This is a genomic window from Achromobacter sp. Marseille-Q4954 (genome assembly GCF_943737025.1).
Taxonomy (GTDB): Bacteria; Pseudomonadota; Gammaproteobacteria; order Burkholderiales; family Burkholderiaceae_B; genus Achromobacter; species Achromobacter bronchisepticus_A.
Genome location: NZ_CALSFQ010000002.1, coordinates 224,847 through 240,120, shown reverse-complemented (window position 1 = coordinate 240,120; position 15,274 = coordinate 224,847). Strand labels below are relative to the sequence as shown.

Annotated in this window: 17 protein-coding genes; 5 read left to right on the top strand and 12 right to left on the bottom strand. The window is 62.1% G+C overall.

Features of this window, described 5'->3' with window-relative positions; translation table 11 throughout:
• Positions 1 to 361 precede the first annotated feature (361 nt).
• On the bottom strand, positions 362 to 1,150 hold the full coding sequence (locus NGK62_RS19145; RefSeq protein ID WP_251879855.1) for a phytanoyl-CoA dioxygenase family protein: 789 nt from the start codon (positions 1,148 to 1,150) through the stop codon (positions 362 to 364).
• 61 nt (positions 1,151 to 1,211) lie between these two features.
• On the opposite strand from NGK62_RS19145, the gene NGK62_RS19140 reads away from it, so the two are divergent.
• Positions 1,212 to 1,502: a hypothetical protein gene (locus tag NGK62_RS19140; RefSeq protein ID WP_059380392.1), complete on the top strand. Its 291-nt coding sequence runs from the start codon at positions 1,212 to 1,214 to the stop codon at positions 1,500 to 1,502.
• 165 nt (positions 1,503 to 1,667) lie between these two features.
• On the opposite strand, the gene cysS is transcribed toward NGK62_RS19140, so the two are convergent.
• Positions 1,668 to 3,071, bottom strand: coding sequence for a cysteine--tRNA ligase (gene cysS / locus NGK62_RS19135; protein ID WP_251879853.1), 1,404 nt, complete (start codon positions 3,069 to 3,071; stop codon positions 1,668 to 1,670).
• Positions 3,072 to 3,435: 364 nt separating this feature from the next.
• Complete coding sequence (locus tag NGK62_RS19130) at positions 3,436 to 4,638, bottom strand: GGDEF domain-containing protein (protein WP_251879851.1); 1,203 nt, start codon at positions 4,636 to 4,638, stop codon at positions 3,436 to 3,438.
• Between the two features lie 329 nt (positions 4,639 to 4,967).
• On the opposite strand from NGK62_RS19130, the gene NGK62_RS19125 reads away from it, so the two are divergent.
• Positions 4,968 to 6,023, top strand: coding sequence for an RNA methyltransferase (locus NGK62_RS19125; RefSeq protein ID WP_118934257.1), 1,056 nt, complete (start codon positions 4,968 to 4,970; stop codon positions 6,021 to 6,023).
• 72 nt (positions 6,024 to 6,095) lie between these two features.
• On the opposite strand, the gene NGK62_RS19120 is transcribed toward NGK62_RS19125, so the two are convergent.
• The 7 genes from NGK62_RS19120 to NGK62_RS19090 form a co-directional block, all read right to left on the bottom strand.
• Positions 6,096 to 6,869: a M15 family metallopeptidase gene (locus NGK62_RS19120; protein WP_251879850.1), complete on the bottom strand. Its 774-nt coding sequence runs from the start codon at positions 6,867 to 6,869 to the stop codon at positions 6,096 to 6,098.
• Positions 6,870 to 6,934: 65 nt separating this feature from the next.
• Positions 6,935 to 7,114, bottom strand: a complete 180-nt coding sequence (locus NGK62_RS19115; RefSeq protein ID WP_251879848.1) for a hypothetical protein — start codon at positions 7,112 to 7,114, stop codon at positions 6,935 to 6,937.
• The gene (locus NGK62_RS19110; protein ID WP_251879846.1) at positions 7,098 to 7,481 is read right to left on the bottom strand and encodes a cytochrome c; all 384 of its coding nucleotides are present in this window, start codon (positions 7,479 to 7,481) and stop codon (positions 7,098 to 7,100) included. The genes NGK62_RS19115 and NGK62_RS19110 overlap by 17 nt, the downstream gene beginning before the upstream one ends.
• A 179-nt stretch (positions 7,482 to 7,660) precedes the next feature.
• Positions 7,661 to 8,500 (bottom strand): hypothetical protein, encoded by an 840-nt coding sequence (locus tag NGK62_RS19105; protein ID WP_059380397.1) that lies wholly within the window; start codon positions 8,498 to 8,500, stop codon positions 7,661 to 7,663.
• Between the two features lie 60 nt (positions 8,501 to 8,560).
• Positions 8,561 to 9,172 carry an LON peptidase substrate-binding domain-containing protein gene (locus NGK62_RS19100; protein WP_059380398.1) on the bottom strand — a complete coding sequence of 204 codons (612 nt, stop codon included), beginning with the start codon at positions 9,170 to 9,172 and terminating at the stop codon, positions 8,561 to 8,563.
• 9 nt (positions 9,173 to 9,181) lie between these two features.
• Positions 9,182 to 9,589 carry a carboxymuconolactone decarboxylase family protein gene (locus NGK62_RS19095; RefSeq protein WP_059380399.1) on the bottom strand — a complete coding sequence of 136 codons (408 nt, stop codon included), beginning with the start codon at positions 9,587 to 9,589 and terminating at the stop codon, positions 9,182 to 9,184.
• Positions 9,590 to 9,694: 105 nt separating this feature from the next.
• Positions 9,695 to 10,039: a GFA family protein gene (locus NGK62_RS19090; RefSeq protein WP_118934253.1), complete on the bottom strand. Its 345-nt coding sequence runs from the start codon at positions 10,037 to 10,039 to the stop codon at positions 9,695 to 9,697.
• 89 nt (positions 10,040 to 10,128) lie between these two features.
• Here NGK62_RS19090 and NGK62_RS19085 point away from each other — a divergent pair, with 89 nt between their 5' ends.
• Together NGK62_RS19085 and NGK62_RS19080 are read left to right on the top strand one after the other, a co-directional pair.
• A complete protein-coding gene (locus NGK62_RS19085; protein WP_059380401.1) occupies positions 10,129 to 10,557 on the top strand; it encodes a VOC family protein in 429 nt (142 codons plus the stop codon).
• Positions 10,558 to 10,611: 54 nt separating this feature from the next.
• A complete protein-coding gene (locus tag NGK62_RS19080; RefSeq protein WP_059380402.1) occupies positions 10,612 to 12,051 on the top strand; it encodes an MFS transporter in 1,440 nt (479 codons plus the stop codon).
• Between the two features lie 51 nt (positions 12,052 to 12,102).
• Here NGK62_RS19080 and NGK62_RS19075 read toward each other — a convergent pair whose 3' ends face one another.
• Both NGK62_RS19075 and NGK62_RS19070 read right to left on the bottom strand, forming a co-directional pair.
• Entirely contained in the window at positions 12,103 to 13,293 is a 1,191-nt protein-coding gene (locus tag NGK62_RS19075; RefSeq protein ID WP_118934251.1) for a M20 aminoacylase family protein, read from the bottom strand.
• A 57-nt stretch (positions 13,294 to 13,350) separates the two neighbouring features.
• Positions 13,351 to 14,409 carry a Bug family tripartite tricarboxylate transporter substrate binding protein gene (locus NGK62_RS19070; protein WP_240633411.1) on the bottom strand — a complete coding sequence of 353 codons (1,059 nt, stop codon included), beginning with the start codon at positions 14,407 to 14,409 and terminating at the stop codon, positions 13,351 to 13,353.
• A 141-nt stretch (positions 14,410 to 14,550) separates the two neighbouring features.
• Here NGK62_RS19070 and NGK62_RS19065 point away from each other — a divergent pair, with 141 nt between their 5' ends.
• A complete protein-coding gene (locus NGK62_RS19065) occupies positions 14,551 to 15,264 on the top strand; it encodes a GntR family transcriptional regulator (RefSeq protein WP_251879844.1) in 714 nt (237 codons plus the stop codon).
• Positions 15,265 to 15,274 lie beyond the last annotated feature (10 nt).

The following is a 15,274-nucleotide window of genomic DNA, read 5'->3' as shown; positions in this document are numbered from 1 at the left end:
GTGGCTGCGATCGCGCGAACGCAATTCCGCCCACCCGGACCAGGGGTCAGATACGGTACCTTTTTTCTGGCGTGGGTCTGCCGGGAGGAGTGGCAAGGGCCCATCGGGCGTATGCCAGAGGCATAGGCGTTTCCCAATGGTCCGGGTCACGGGCTGCACGGCACGCCATCGTCCCTGCCCGTCGCTTGCGATCATTGCGAAATCGCCGGATTTATTTAGCCACGCCGTCAACTCACCGACTTGGTCTTTGGTAATGCAAAAAACCGAACACAGGCATGAACATCGAAATTGTAGTCTGACACCAATTTTTCCCGGCACAAAAGACGAGCGGTTGACGCCGCAACTCCCAGCAGATCCCGCCCTATCTGCTCGTGCGCAGACCAAAACGCGTCGTGGCCATCATCCTGATACGGCTGGACGAATTGACGGATGGGGTGTGCAGCACGCGCATATCCATCAAGAAAACATCGCCAGCCCGTCCCGACATCTCGATGATCTTGGTGTCGGACGTGCTGAGAACAGCTTCGAGATCGCCTGGCGATTTCAACGATCCACGAAGCCTCCCAGCCGCTACACCCGCCACGCGATGAGAACGGGCCAGCGCTAAAGTTGCGCCCCCGTGTTCAACAACGTCGTCGATCAGATAGAACACCTGGATGCCGGGGATCTCAGCCCCGGATTTCGCCGCCAGGTCAACGTGCCAGTTCAGGCTGCCCAGAGACCATGGTCCTTGGTGAGGCAGCGACAGCAAGGGCTGCGTGCCTTGGCCAGATTGCGGAGATCTGCCGGTCAGGTCAGCAATTGCGTTGCGAATTTCCGCCGTGTTCAGTGTTTGATCCAGATCCGCAATCTTCACCATCGAGGATAGCTTTGCGATCTGCTGAAACGGCGACAAATTGTTCAGTGAACTGCCAAGACTTTTTCCGCCGGCCCAGACCTTGAGCCGCGATAGCTCTCGCAGAATGCGCTCCCGAAGCGGCGTCAGACAGCGCTTGGAATGTGCACCGCTCAATCGTAAGTACCCTTCGCCATGGAAGAAGTCGAGCTCTGATTGATTGAGAGTTCTGCCTGTCATGTTCGAGATTTTCGTGTAACGGCTTCTGTCTGGAAAGTCATAAACGTCATTTCCAAACTCGGTTTCGGGAGCCATCGTGGCGACTGACACGGAGCAACGTAAAATGTCAGGTCTCCAGCCTCCACATGCTTCCCTTATGAACCTTGAACGACTGCGCCGCGAATTTCCCGACTTCGACATCGCAACCCTGCCGCCCCTGCCCGAAGGGTATTTCGATACATCGAGCTACATCGACGCTGCTCCCTCATTCGAGAACGAGGAGCGCAGCTTGAAAGTCTATGTCGACTACGCCAACTACGCCGACCGCGAATCCGGCAGAAGCCAGCGCTTCTGCGTTTCGCGCTACGACGAAGAAGCTGGCGACTACGAAGACGTCGCCCTGTCGACGAACGATTGGGCCGAAGTCTTGCGCTTCCTGACCGCCTGAACGCCCTCGCCGGGGGTGATCGGTTTCCGCTCCGATCGTCGGATGATCGCCCCCGCGACCGCTTGCGTTTCCATGGCCTTTCTTGATTTCGGCGGCTGCTGTCGAACCTCGATGAGAATTGTAGTCTGACACCCATTTAAGTACGCGACGCCCATGCTGTTACCACTAGCTTGCGATATCGGTGAGGGGCGTGGCGATTTCAGTCAGGCGTTGCCCGTCGTTGCCATCCTCGACTCTCCAGCCTTGGGTGTTTAACACCTTCCGTATCTCATCGGCTTTTGCCCAGTTCTTTGCCTCTCGGGCTTGAGCGCGTTCACCGAGCAGCGCCAGGATACTTTCCGGAATGTCAGACGCCACTGGCCTCCAGGCGCGTAACCCGAGGCCCAGTACCAAATCAAAGCTGTCCACCGTCGCTTTCAAGGTGGCAGGCGGGAGCTCGCTCTTGACGAGTTCCCATAGCACGGCCAATGCCCTCGGCAGATTCAGGTCATCATTCAATTCGGCGTTGAAGCGCGCGGCGAAATCCGGATCGATGCCGCCACCGTCCGACCAACCGGAATAGAGCTGCCGCAGCCGGTTCAAGGCTGTCTGCGCTGCACCGAGAGACGCCCAACTGAAATGCAGCTTGCTCCGGTAATGCGCTGTCATGCACAGGTAGCGGTAGGCAAGCGGATCTATGTTCCGACTGCGCAAGGTCTGCAAGCGCACAAAATCCCCGCTCGACTTCGACATCTTGCTGTCGGCATTGAGCGTCAGAAAATGTCCGTGTATCCAGAAGTTCGCAAGGCGAGTGCCGTAAGCTGCCTGTGTTTGCGCAATTTCGTTGCTGTGATGCACGGCGATATGGTCTTCTCCGCCACAGTGGATATCGAACCAGATGCCGAGGTGTTTCGCCGACATGGCCGAGCACTCAATATGCCAGCCCGGAAACCCACGCCCCCATGGGCTATCCCATTCCATCTGCCGCGCTACGCCCTCCGGACTGAACTTCCATAGCGCAAAATCCGTGATGTTCCGCTTCGCGCCAAGTGCTACGCGCTTGCCCGCCTGCAGGCCGGCACGGTTGAGCCGCGCCAGAAAGCCGTAGTCATCCTGCTTGCTTGTGTCGAAATAAAGACCGTCGTCGGTCTTATACACGTAACCGGACCGATCCAACTCGCCGATAAACGCGATCTGTTCGGCGATGTGATCGGTCGCGCGGCACCATACCGTCGGCTCCAGCAAGTTGAGGGCATGCCAATCGGCAACGAAGGCCTCGGTGTAGCGCTGAGCAATAGCATAGGCGGACTCCCCGGTCCGCCTGCTACCTTTTTCCATCTTGTCTTCGCCTTCGTCGGCATCCGAAGTCAGATGACCGACGTCGGTGATATTAACGACATGACGGACCTCGTAGCCGTTGCGTATGAGTACCCTGCGCAGAATGTCTTCAAACACATAAGTTCTTAGATTGCCAATATGCGCGTGGTCGTAGACGGTGGGTCCGCAGCAATACATGCCGACGTGGCCAGCGTGGATAGGCGTGAACGGGCGCACGGTACGCGACCAGGTGTCATACAACGCAAGTGGCATCAACTCTCTCCGCATCGAAGGGTGCAGGCAAAAAACAAAAAAGCCGCCGGTTTTGCAACGGGCGGCCAGAGGCGATTGATTCAACGTATAGCTAATTGCTAGGCGCAGTTTCCCCCGGCACGTTCTGACAACATGCACGGACCAGCGAAAAGAGGGATTTGGAGCGAGTAGCCATGTCTGCAATCCTAGCGGCTTTGGATTATGCAGGTCAACACAGGGGAATGACCGGCTTCCGCGATATCTTCCGAATGACCGTTCGTGGCCGAAAACAGACATTTGTAAGCGATCCGACTAAACGCATCGACAATCCATACATGTACATTCTTTCCCACAATTCGGGCTTGCTCAGGCGGTAATCTGTATTTCACGCAATCGCTGTTTCACGGTCGTCAAGCGGAGTATTGGCAAAGACGTCGGCCGATTCGATTCGATTGCGTCCCGCCGTTTTTCCCCTATACAGAGCGACATCCGCCTGCCGAAGCGCATCCTCCAGCTCATGCACACCATGGAACGGCGGCGAAACTCCAATGGTGACCGTGCAGCGCAGCACATCGTCGGAACCCGTCACTTTGATTGCCCGGTTCTCAACGCTGGCACGCAGACGTTCCGCGAAGTGGATTACACGGTCCCCATCAGCTTCCAGGAAAACAGCCACAAACTCTTCCCCGCCTATGCGTCCCGTCAAGTCACCGCTGCGAACCGTGGAACGAAGTATGTCCGCGACTTGGCAGATCACTTCATCGCCAGCTTGATGCCCATAGGTGTCATTGATAAGCTTGAAATGGTCGACGTCCAACAGCAGCAATCGAGCCGCCCCGGCATTCCGAGAATTAAAAGACCGGGTGAGCGCCTCCTGGAGTCCTCGGCGATTGAGGAGATCCGTCATGGGATCGCGCGCCGCCATATTGCGCAGGCTATCCGTCAGCCGCCGCAGTACCAGCCAGACAATGGAAGGTGGGACTATGGTCGCCAGGGTCGACATGTAGATGTAGAAGATCATCTGAAATCGACTATCCATATGCAGCGCATCCAGGCCGCCATCTACGATTTTCAAGAACTTCAGCGCATTCAGAATGCAGATTCCGCCTATCAGGAACGCGAAGAAGAACATCTCCCCGTGCAGATCTTTCGCGAAAGTGCGAACGCCATAGATCACGGTTATGGTCATTGCAAAGAAGAGCACGCTCGCCATCGCCGCAAGCATGGCGTAACGCGCGGTGGGTCCTGCGCCCCATTGCACCAGGCATTGCGCAATGCCATAGACCACGGAAAAAATGATCAACGTGCGCCACAATCGGACCTGACGCCCAAAGAAGCGCATGGCGCCTAGCCAGTAGGCGATCGGGGCAGCCAGCGTGAGGGTGTGATTAACGACGCTCATCACACTCCAGGCGGGTCCGCCTTCAACCAGTTGCAGGATATAGGCCAACGCCAGCAGGAGATTGCCCGCGGCGAAAAAGTCCATTCCCATCCTGTTGCCGGGCAAGCGGCGGCTAATCAGCAAAAACATGCCCGAAAAGCACAATAGATGTGCACACAGCATGGCAACGAGAGTGGATGCAACCATAACCTTGACGTGGAGAAACGGAAATAATCCTGCGCTGGAGCCGCTAAATCATGGGCAGCGACATTAACCAGGGAAACCCGAGCCAGGTCAAGTGCAACGTGCGACTTGATCGAGCGAAAAATCAAACTCAAAGCGGCACGCGCACGTTGAAATGACGCGGATAAATCCTCAGGGTGTGATTCCCTCGTGACGCAATCCGTGGAGGACTGCCACTTGCCGGTAGCAGACCAACCGGCGGTTACCGACCTTCGAAATCTCGGCAGTAGTCACCAACGAGACCATCTACCCTCCGACAGCCCATTCCAGACGCAGGGTAAAATGCGCCCCCCATGCGCTACTCCGACTTCGACCAACGCCTCGCCGCTCTCGGCGCCCTGCCCGTCCACCGTGGCCGCCTCGTGCGCGTCTGGCTGCAAGGGCAAGCGCTCGACACCGGCACGCGACGCCGGAGCGCCGAGCACTTTCTGCCTCTCGCGCTACGTGACGCCGTCCCGGCTTTGACGGCGGAGCTGGACGCCCTCGCCCGCGTCCGCTCCGAACACGCAGGCAACGACGGCTCGCGCTTGCTGGTCGAACTCGCCGACGGGCAGATGGTGGAAAGCGTGCTGTTGCCGCGCGACGGACTCTGCGTCTCCACCCAGGTCGGTTGCGCGGTCGGCTGCCGCTTCTGTATGACCGGCAAGAGCGGCCTGATCCGCCAGGTCACGAGCATGGAAATCCTGGCCCAGGTCGTGCTGGCGCGGCGTCAGCGCGTAGTGAAAAAAGTCGTCTTCATGGGCATGGGTGAACCGGCGCACAACCTCGACAACGTGCTCGAAGCCATCGACCTGCTCGGCACCGAGGGCAATATCGGCCACAAAAATCTCGTGTTCTCAACCGTGGGCGACCTGCGCGTGTTCGAGGCCCTGCCGCAACAACGCGTCAAGCCCGCGCTGGCGCTGTCGCTGCACACAACCAAGGCCGAACTGCGCGCACACCTGCTGCCGCGCGCGCCGAAAATTGCGCCGGAAGAACTGATCGAACTGGGCGAGAGATACGCTCGCGACACCGACTATCCGATCCAGTATCAGTGGACGCTGCTCAAGGGCATCAACGACGGCGACGACGAACTCGATGCGGTCGTGCGTCTGCTGAAAGGCAAATATGGGGTACTCAACGTCATCCCCTTCAATAGCCTTGAAGGGGATGACTACCAGCGCCCCGAAACCGAGCGCATCCACGAGATCGTCCGCTCCCTGCAAAGCCGTGGCGTGCTGACCAAGGTGAGAAATAGCGCTGGGCAGGATGTGGATGGGGGCTGTGGGCAGTTGCGGGCTCGGGCTGTAGGCGCGGAACAGGTGGTTGAGCTGCGACGCAAGCGCACTGCAAAGCTGGAAGCTACCTAGGACGGGACCGCCCGTAGTTTGAACCTTTCTCTGCTTACGGCTTCACGGGCAGTTCCAAAGAGATTCGCCCTGTCAGCCAGTCACAGATGGAATTTTGTAGGTCCCATTTTGAACCGCCTGCTGAGCGCGTATGGGATCGTGTTCCCAATGCCATGGCTCACCGCTGACAGTGCGAACGAACCCAAAGCGAGGCGCGTTTTGTTTTAGCCACTCATAGACCTCGTTGCCGTCCGCGCCCGCGACAGCGATATCGATGGCGATCCCGTTCTGGTGGTTCGAGTTGCCGGGCTTCGCAGCCAAATTGAATCCGGGAAGACGCTTGACATACCCATCCCACAGCATCTTCTGCTCCGGATAGGATCGGAACCCGCTATTGATGGTGAGGTTTACACCTGACAACTTCGCCTTCCCTACCATTTCCAGATATGGCGTAACGGTATCAATAGAAAGACGCTCAATTTCCGTTGTCGAATCGACTATTTCGACGAGGTCAATTTGGCCAATGTAGGCGCCATGCGACCATGCGGCGTTAGGACCGAACTTTCCGCTTCCAGCCCCGGGTTTGAGCAGATCAAGGGTCTCATTGATAAACGAGCCTTCGAAGTTCTTTGTCGAGGTCCAGCCAAGTGGCTCGCCGTTTTCTCGGACGGCATGCGCAAACAGTGCGACCTTCTTTGCTCCCGTCTGCAAGCGCTGAATCGCGTCAACACGTATGACGATCCCTTGCGGTATTTTTTGAATCTCTCCATTGGCCGTTTCGAACGCCATGAGATTGTCTTCTCGCCTCAGCCGCGCGTCCGGATCCGAGACGGTGTAGCGGTTGCTGAGATAGCTACGTTCAAGCATAGACCCTCCCTTTAGACGCTTGCCTAAAATCGGATCTAGGTTATTCGTGATCGCGTGGTAAGTAACTAGCCCGGAAGTAGCAATCCGATCCTGCCAAGCGATACGACGGCGTAGCGGTAGCCTCCATCCCGCTGCAATTCATCCAGTCCGTCGAATCGGATACTGACCGTCTTGTTCGCTTTGATCCGGATCGCGAAGTTGCCGCGCAGCCAGCCGGCCAACGCGCCCTCATCGGCTTTTTGCAATCACATCGCTCATGTATTTGTTCAAATCGCGAAAATCCTGAACGGTCCAGGCGTGCGGTGCCAGCTTCACGCCGTTCTCCCTCAACGTTCTCGGAATCAGGTCTCCGTTCGGACGAAGGATTACCGATGAGACGATGACGCCCGGATAGTCATTGAGCCGCTTCTTGAACGCAGCAGTTGTGAGATCGGGCGTGGGAGGATTGCTTTTCTTGGCCAAAGGCCCCGTACCCTTGATATCTGCGCCGTGGCACATCGCGCATCTCTGCGTGTAGAGATTCTTCCCGTTGATGCTTTGTGCGAAGGATGGCGATGGTTGACTCAACACCAACGCTCCCAGCGTAGCGATGAGCAATTCTCTTGCTTTCATTTGGCCTTGTCGTATCACGCAAATTGGCGGGTGCCGAGTATAGACCCGCAAGCGTGAAATCGCCGCTCTTGGCGGAAAGCAGAAATTTCGCAAGGTTGGAGCAAGTCCATCAACGGCTTACATCGCCAGGTTGCCAGACCACACGAAGCAACGCTCGCGCTTGGCAATTGCTCCTGCCTTCAATCATCCCCTCCCCCTGACGCATTCCTAGCCTCGGCCAGCGCCACCGTCAAATGCATCACCTTCTTCTTCAACTGATCCCTTTCATCCGTCAGCCGAGTCAGCAATTCCCGTAGCCGCGCCACCTCAGCCGGCAAATCCGCAATATTCTCAATAGGAATATCCGGCACAGCCTCCCGCGGCGGCGGCGCCTTGGCCTGGCGGACTTCCCGGGCAGCCTGCTGCAATTCCTTCCTGCCGCCAGCCACGGCCGCAGCCTGCCGCTCGGGCGGCAATGTCGCCACCGCCGCCGCAGCGTTGATGGAGATAGCTCCATCCTTGACCGCCCGCACCAATTCCGGCGCCGCGGCCTTCTGTATCTTCTCGATCTGCCCCAAGGTATTGCTGCTGATCCGCGCAGCTCGTGCCAGGGCCTGCCGGCTCAGCGCCTGCGACACGACTGCGGCAGGCAATGGCGGCGGTTCGCCGGAGTCTTCATCCCAGGGTGGATCGTCAGGCGCGGGCGCCGAGGCGGTGCGCGCCTGCAGGATTTCCTTCTTGCGCAACGCCAGCACCCCACGCTGGAAATCCGACACGCTGCGCCGGCCCAGGTGGTTTTCGATCATCCAGAGGTGCACGTCCTCGATGGATTTGAACGAGGTGTTCTGGCGGGTCTCGAAGGGGATGCCGTGCTTCATGCAAAGGGCATGGCGATTGTGGCCGTCGACCAGCAGGTCGCCCCATAGCACCAGGGCGTCGCGGCAGCCTTCGGCGAGCAGGCTGCGTTCCAGCGCTTCGCGCTCGTCGTCGGTCAAGGGGTCTATGTAGGCGCGCAGGCCCTCGTCTATCCTGATTTCCATGGTGTCCAAATACGGTTACGCCCAGGCCTTGTAAACAACTTGCGGCCCCTGGCATCTGTCCTAAGCCAGCCCCTGCCCCCGCAGCACGTCCTGAATCGCCGCCAGGCGCGCCACGGGATCGGTCATGGCGAGCAAGGCGGCTTTGTCGTCGGGCGGCAGCGGCAGCAGTTCGCACCAGCGGTCGGCGACCCAGCCGCTGTCATCCAGCCGGAACGGCGGGCCCAGGGGCATTCTTTCGGGGGACACGCCATCTTGCTGCCATTGGGCCACCAGGCGTCCCAGCGCGTCGGCGCTGGGCTGCATGGCGGCCGGCACGGGCGCGGGCGGGTCGTCGGGGATGGGCTCGGCCTGGCCCATCCAAAGGCCGTATTTTGCCACCTCGCTGGAAAGCAGCCGGAAGCGGCTGGTGCCGACGCAGCGCAGCTCCAGCAGAGCCGGCATGGGCGCGTCCCAGTCTGCGATGCGCGCCATGGTGCCGACCGGGGCCAGGGTCTCCACGCCTTCGGGGGTGCGGACCTCCTGGCCCGACAACAGGCCGACCACGCCGAATTCGCTGCCGTCCGCGATGCAGCGGCGGATCATGTCCAGGTAGCGCACCTCAAAGATGCGCAGGTGCAGCACGCCTGCCGGGAACAGCGCGTTGGATAGCGGAAACAGCGGGATCAGAGACATGGCGGCCTCCTATTTCACGATGAATGCCTCGTCGACGGGTACCTGCATGGCGGTGACCATGGCGTTGGTTTGCGCGGCCATGCCGATCACGCCCAGCAGTTCGGCATGCTGGCCGTCGGTCATGCCCTTGGCGCGGGCGGCGGCGGTGTGGGAATGGATGCAGTAGGAGCAGCCGTTGGCGGTGGACACGGCGATGTAGATCATTTCGCGCACCAGCGGCGAGAGTTCGCCGTCGGCCATCATGACCTGCTTGAGCTGGCCCCAGACCCGTTCCAGCTGCGGCGGATCGTTGGCCAGGGCGCGCCAGAAGTTGTTGACGAAGTCCGACTTGCGCGTGGCGCGGATGTCTTGGAACACGGCCCAGGCTTGCGGGTTTTGGCGGACTTCCTCGTCGGACAGCAGTTTTACGGTGCTCATGCGGCGCTTCCCTGAAACTAGTTCAAATCGATGAAAAGACATGTCACGCACTCGCCATATCGCGCGGCGCGGCCTTGCCCTATGATGTAGCGCGGTCCGCGGCGCTCAGACGCTGCGGCCGTCGTACGGGATGCGGGGCCAGGCGTTCAGATCCACGTTTTCCAGGCAGCGCACGTTCACCGCTGCTGTCTCTTCGCCCTTGGCGCCCACGCCGAAACCGAATGGCGCGCAGCCGCAATTGGCGCAGAAGTGGTGTGAAATCACGTGCTTGTTGAACCGGTAGGTCGACATGCCGCTGGCGGGCGTGGCAAGGCGCACGCTGGCGCGGGGCACGAACCACAGCAGATAGCCTTTGCGGCTGCAGTGCGAGCAATTGCATTCCAGTACCTGGGACGGTGCGCCATCGACTTCGAACGCGATCTGTCCGCAATGGCAGCTTCCTTTCAGCATGGCCGGGCTCCTTTGTACGTGGGGTCAGGCTTCCATCATAGAGCGGCGCCGCCCTCCTGGCACTGTCCGCCCGTCACCCTGGAGACATCATGCCCCAACTATCCGCCTACCTCAGCTTTGACGGCAATTGCGCCGAGGCCATGCACTTCTACGAGCGCGTGCTGGGCGGACGGATGGAGGCCATGATCCGCTATGCTGACGCCCCGCCCGACGCCGCCATGCCGGTCTTGTCGGACGAGGACGCGGGCCGTATCATGCACGCCCGCCTGGGCCTGGACGAGCAGACCCTGATGGGCAGCGACGCCACCGCCGGGCATCCCTATCCCGGCAAGCAGGGCGTGGCGCTGTCCCTGGCCTATCCCACGGTCTCGGACGCGCAACGCGTCTTCGACCTGCTGGCCGAAGGCGGCAGCATCACCATGCCCTTGCAGAAGACTTTCTGGGTAGAGGCTTATGGCGCGCTGATAGACCGCTATGGCACGCGCTGGATGGTCAGCGGCGGGCGTGTTTCGCACTAAGAACCTGGAACAAGGCGGCGCACCCGACTGCCGCCATTCACGGAGCAAGACTCGATGACGCACGGAATACATGGCAAGCAACGCTGGTGGGCGCTGATGGTGCTTTGCCTGGGCGTGTTGATGATCGTGCTGGACACCACCATCGTGAACGTCGCCCTGCCCTCCATCCGCGAAGACCTGCATTTCACCGAGACCTCGCTGGTCTGGGTGGTGAATGCCTACATGCTGACCTTCGGCGGCTTCCTGCTGCTGGGCGGCAGGCTGGGCGACTTGTTCGGCCACCGCCGCATGTTCCTGGCGGGTCTGGTGGTTTTCACGGTGGCGTCGCTGGCCTGCGGGCTGGCCCAGGGCCAGACCCTGCTGATCGCCGCGCGCGCCGCGCAGGGCCTGGGCGGCGCGGTGGTGTCGGCGGTGTCGCTGTCGCTCATCATGAACCTGTTCACCGAAACCGGCGAACGGGCGCGCGCCATGGGCGTGTATGGCTTTGTCTGCGCGGGCGGCGGCAGCATCGGCGTGCTGTTGGGCGGGCTGCTGACCAGCGCGCTGTCCTGGCACTGGATCTTCCTGGTCAACCTGCCCATCGGCGTGGTGGTCTATGCGCTGTGCCTGCGGCTGATTCCGGCCGCGCCGCCTGCCGCCGCGGGCGCCCGGCTGGACGTGGCCGGCGCGCTGAGCGTCACCGCCTCGCTGATGCTGGCGGTGTATGCGGTGGTCAATGGCAACGAGGCCGGCTGGACGTCGACGCAATCGCTGACCCTGCTGGGCGCGGCGGCCGCGCTGATGGTGCTGTTCCTGACCATCGAGGCGCGCGTCGAATCGCCGCTGATGCCGCTGGGGCTGTTCCGCCTGCGCAATGTGGCCACGGCCAACATCGTTGGCGTGCTATGGGCCGCGGCGATGTTTGCGTGGTTTTTCGTGTCGGCGCTGTACATGCAGCTGGTGCTGGGCTACAGCCCCATGGAAGTCGGCTTGGCCTTCTTGCCGGCCAACCTCATCATGGCGGCGTTCTCGCTGGGACTGTCGGCCAAGCTGGTGATGCGCTTTGGCATCCGCGGGCCGCTGGCCATAGGCCTGTTCATTGCCGCGCTGGGGCTGGCGTTGTTCGCGCGCGCGCCGGCGGACGGCAGCTTTGCTGTCGACGTTCTGCCCGCCATGCTATTGCTGGGACTGGGCGCGGGCGTGGCCTTCAACCCGATGCTGCTGGCCGCGATGAGCGATGTGGAACCCAGCCAGTCCGGCCTGGCCTCGGGCGTAGTGAACACGGCTTTCATGATGGGCGGCGCCCTGGGGCTGGCGGTGCTGGCCAGCCTGGCCGCAGCGCGCAGCGCCGGGTTGGCGGCGGCTGGCGCGGCGCCGACCCTGGCGCTGAATGGCGGCTATCAGCTGACCTTCCTGGCGGGCGCCCTGATCGCGGGGCTGGCCGCTGCGCTCAGCGCGCTGCTGGTGCGCACACGCAACCACGAACTATCGGTCCAGGCCGATTCCGGCCACTGAAGCTGATGGCCGCATGGCCCCGGCGCGACCGCCGCCGGAGCTGTAGCGCCGCTACTTGCGCGGCATCCAGTTCTCAGCCAGCTTCACGAAGGCGCTCGCGCCGATCGGCAGCAGCGCGTCGTTGAAGTCGTAGCTGGTGTTGTGGACCAGGCACGGGCCTTCGCCATGGCCGGGTTCGCGGTGGTCGCCTTCGCCGTTGCCGATGAAGCAATAGCTGCCCGGCACCTCTTCCAGCATGAAAGAGAAGTCCTCGGCCGCCATGATGGGCGCCTGCACCAGCACACGCTCCTGCCCCACCACCTGGGTCAGCGCGTTGCGCATGAAGGCGGTCTCGGCCTCGTGGTTGATGGTCGAGGGATAGTGCCGCGTGAAGACGAATTCGCATTGCGCGCCGAACATGCCGGCCACGTGCTCGGCGATCTCGCCCATGCGGCGCTCGATCAGGTCCAGGGTTTCGCGGGTGTAGGCGCGCACGGTGCCGCGCAGCTCGCAGGTGTCGGGGATGACGTTGACCACGCCGCCCGCCTGCACCGTGGTCACGGAGATGACTGCCGTCTCCAGCGGTTTCTTGTTGCGGCTGATGATGGTCTGGAAGGCCTCGATCATCTGCGCCGCTGCAGGGATGGGATCGATGGACAGGTGCGGCATGGCCGCGTGGCCGCCCTTGCCGCGCACGGTGACGTGGAATTCGCTGTTGGACGCCAGCACCGGCCCCGCGGACGAGGCGAAGCAGCCCACGGGAATACCCGGCATGTTGTGCATGCCGAACACCGCTTCCATGGGGAATTTCTCGAACAAGCCGTCGCGCATCATCTCGCGCGCGCCGCCGCCGCGCTCTTCGGCGGGCTGGAAGATCAGGTAGACGGTGCCGTCGAAGTTGCGATGGTGCGCCAGGTGCTGGGCCGCGCCCAGCAGCATGGCGGTATGGCCATCGTGGCCGCAGGCGTGCATCACGCCAGGATGCTTGCTGGCGTGGCTGAACTGGTTGACCTCGTGCATGGGCAGCGCGTCCATGTCGGCGCGCAGTCCCAGCGTGCGCCCGGAGTCGCCGTTGCGGATCACGCCCACCAGGCCGGTCTTGCCGAAGCCGCGATGCACCGGGATGCCCCAGCTTTCCAGCAGCTGCGCCACCAGGTCGGAGGTGCGGTTCTCTTCGAACGCCAGTTCCGGATGCGCATGGATGTCCCTGCGGATGTCGCGGATGGACGGGGAGTTTTCAACAATCTCTTCGATCAGGTTCATAAGCTGCTGCGGGCCCCGCAAGCGGAGCCCCGAATACCAGGGTTGGAAGTAGGAGGTTCAATCGGGCTTGATGCCCAGCTTGCGCAGCACGGGACCGGAAGTGTCCCGCTCGGCCGCGACGCGCTGGGCGAAGGCCGCCGCCGCCAGATGGTACGGCAAGGAGCCGTGGCTGGCGTACATCTGCTTGAGCGCGCCGTCCTGCTGCGCGCGGCCGATTTCTTCGTTGAGCCGCTGCACGATGGCGTCCGGCGTGCCGGCGCGCGCGGCCACGCCCAGCCACACCGCGCCTTCGAAGCCGCGGAAGTTGCTGGCGGCCAGCGTGGGAGTCTTGCCGAAGGCGGCGTCGGGCACGGTCTCGCTCATCGCCAGCGCGCGCAAGCGGCCGTCCTTGACCATGGGCTCGACCAGCGCGGTGCCGGCGAAATAGATTTCGGTATCGCCCGCCAGCACCGAATTCAGCGCGGCGGTGCCGGTCTTGAACGGGACGTGCAGGATGTCGACGCCGGCCTGTTCACGCAGCATCTCGAACAGCACGTGGGGCGGGCTGCCGTTGCCCGAGGACGCGTAGTTCAGGCGGCCGGGCTTCTGGCGCGCCAGCGCCAGCAGCTGGTCCAGGGACTGGGCTTGCAGCTTGTCGTTGACCGTCAGCGCCATGGGAATGACCGCCAGCGGACTGACGGGCTGCAGGTCGCGCGCCGGATCGTAGGTCAGGGCCGGGAAGATGTAGGGATTCCACACCAGGTGGGCATTGGTGACCAAGGCCAGCGTGTGGCCGTCGGCCGGCGCGGATTTGAGCTGCTGCATTGCCAGCATGCCGCCAGCGCCCGGCTTGTTTTCGACCACGACGGGCTGGCCCAGGGAGCGGTGCAGGCGTTCGGCCAAGGGCCGCGCGAACAGGTCCGGCAGGCTGCCTGGGCCGCCATTGACCAGCAGCGTCACCGGCCGCGCCGGCCAGGTTTCCGCGCTGGCCGCAGGACTCGCGGCCAGTGCGGCCACCGCCGCCACGCAAGCCGCAATATGGCGCAGAACCGGACGCAACAAGGGCCGTCGGGCAGACATTTCGGGCAGGTTGCCGGTGCGCGGGCCGGTACGCCGGACGTCGTGTAGCCGTATCACTGTGCTTGTCTCCTGGGTGCGCCAGCCGCCGGCTCGGTGCCGGTCGTGGTCTCGACGCTTTTTTTCTACGATAAGCAGCATAAATCTCGGCGTCAATAATTTTTATCGAGATTTTTTGAACGCAGTGATAAAGTAGCTCCCATGTCAGACGGCGCCACCCTCCCCCCGCTCGCCCATTCCGCCTCGGCCAACACCCTGGTCGGCGCGGCCTATGTCAACCTGCGCCGCGACATCATCCAGGGCGTGCATCCGCCGGGTTCCCGCCTGCGGGTCGAACATCTGAAGGACGATTACGGCGTGGGCGCAGGCACGCTGCGCGAAGCGTTGGCGCTGCTGGTGTCGGACGCGCTGGTCATCGCGCAAGGACAGCGCGGCTTCCACGTCACGCCGATCTCGCTGGAAGACTTCCGCGACATCACCGAGAACCGCGTGCTGCTTGAAACCCAGGCCCTGCGCCAGTCCATCGCGCTGGGCGACGACGACTGGGAAAGCGCGGTGCTGGCCGCCTTCCACCGGCTGAGCAAGGCCGAACAGCGCCTGGCCGCCGACCCCGACACCCGCTTTGAAGAATGGGAACAGCGCAACCGCGAATTCCACCGCGAACTGATCCGCGCCTGTCCGTCGCGCTGGCTGCACCATTTCCTAGGCATCCTGTACCAGCAGGCCGAGCGCTACCGCCGCCTGACGGTCACGCGCAAACCCATCGCGCGCGACCTGGACGATGAGCACAAGGGCATCCTGGACGCCACGCTGGCGCGCGATGCAGACCGCGCCTGTGAACTGCTGGCCGCCCACATCCGTCTGACCTACGACGCCGTGGCGCGCCTGCCGCCGGACCTGTTCACGCCCGATTGAAAACCCGCAG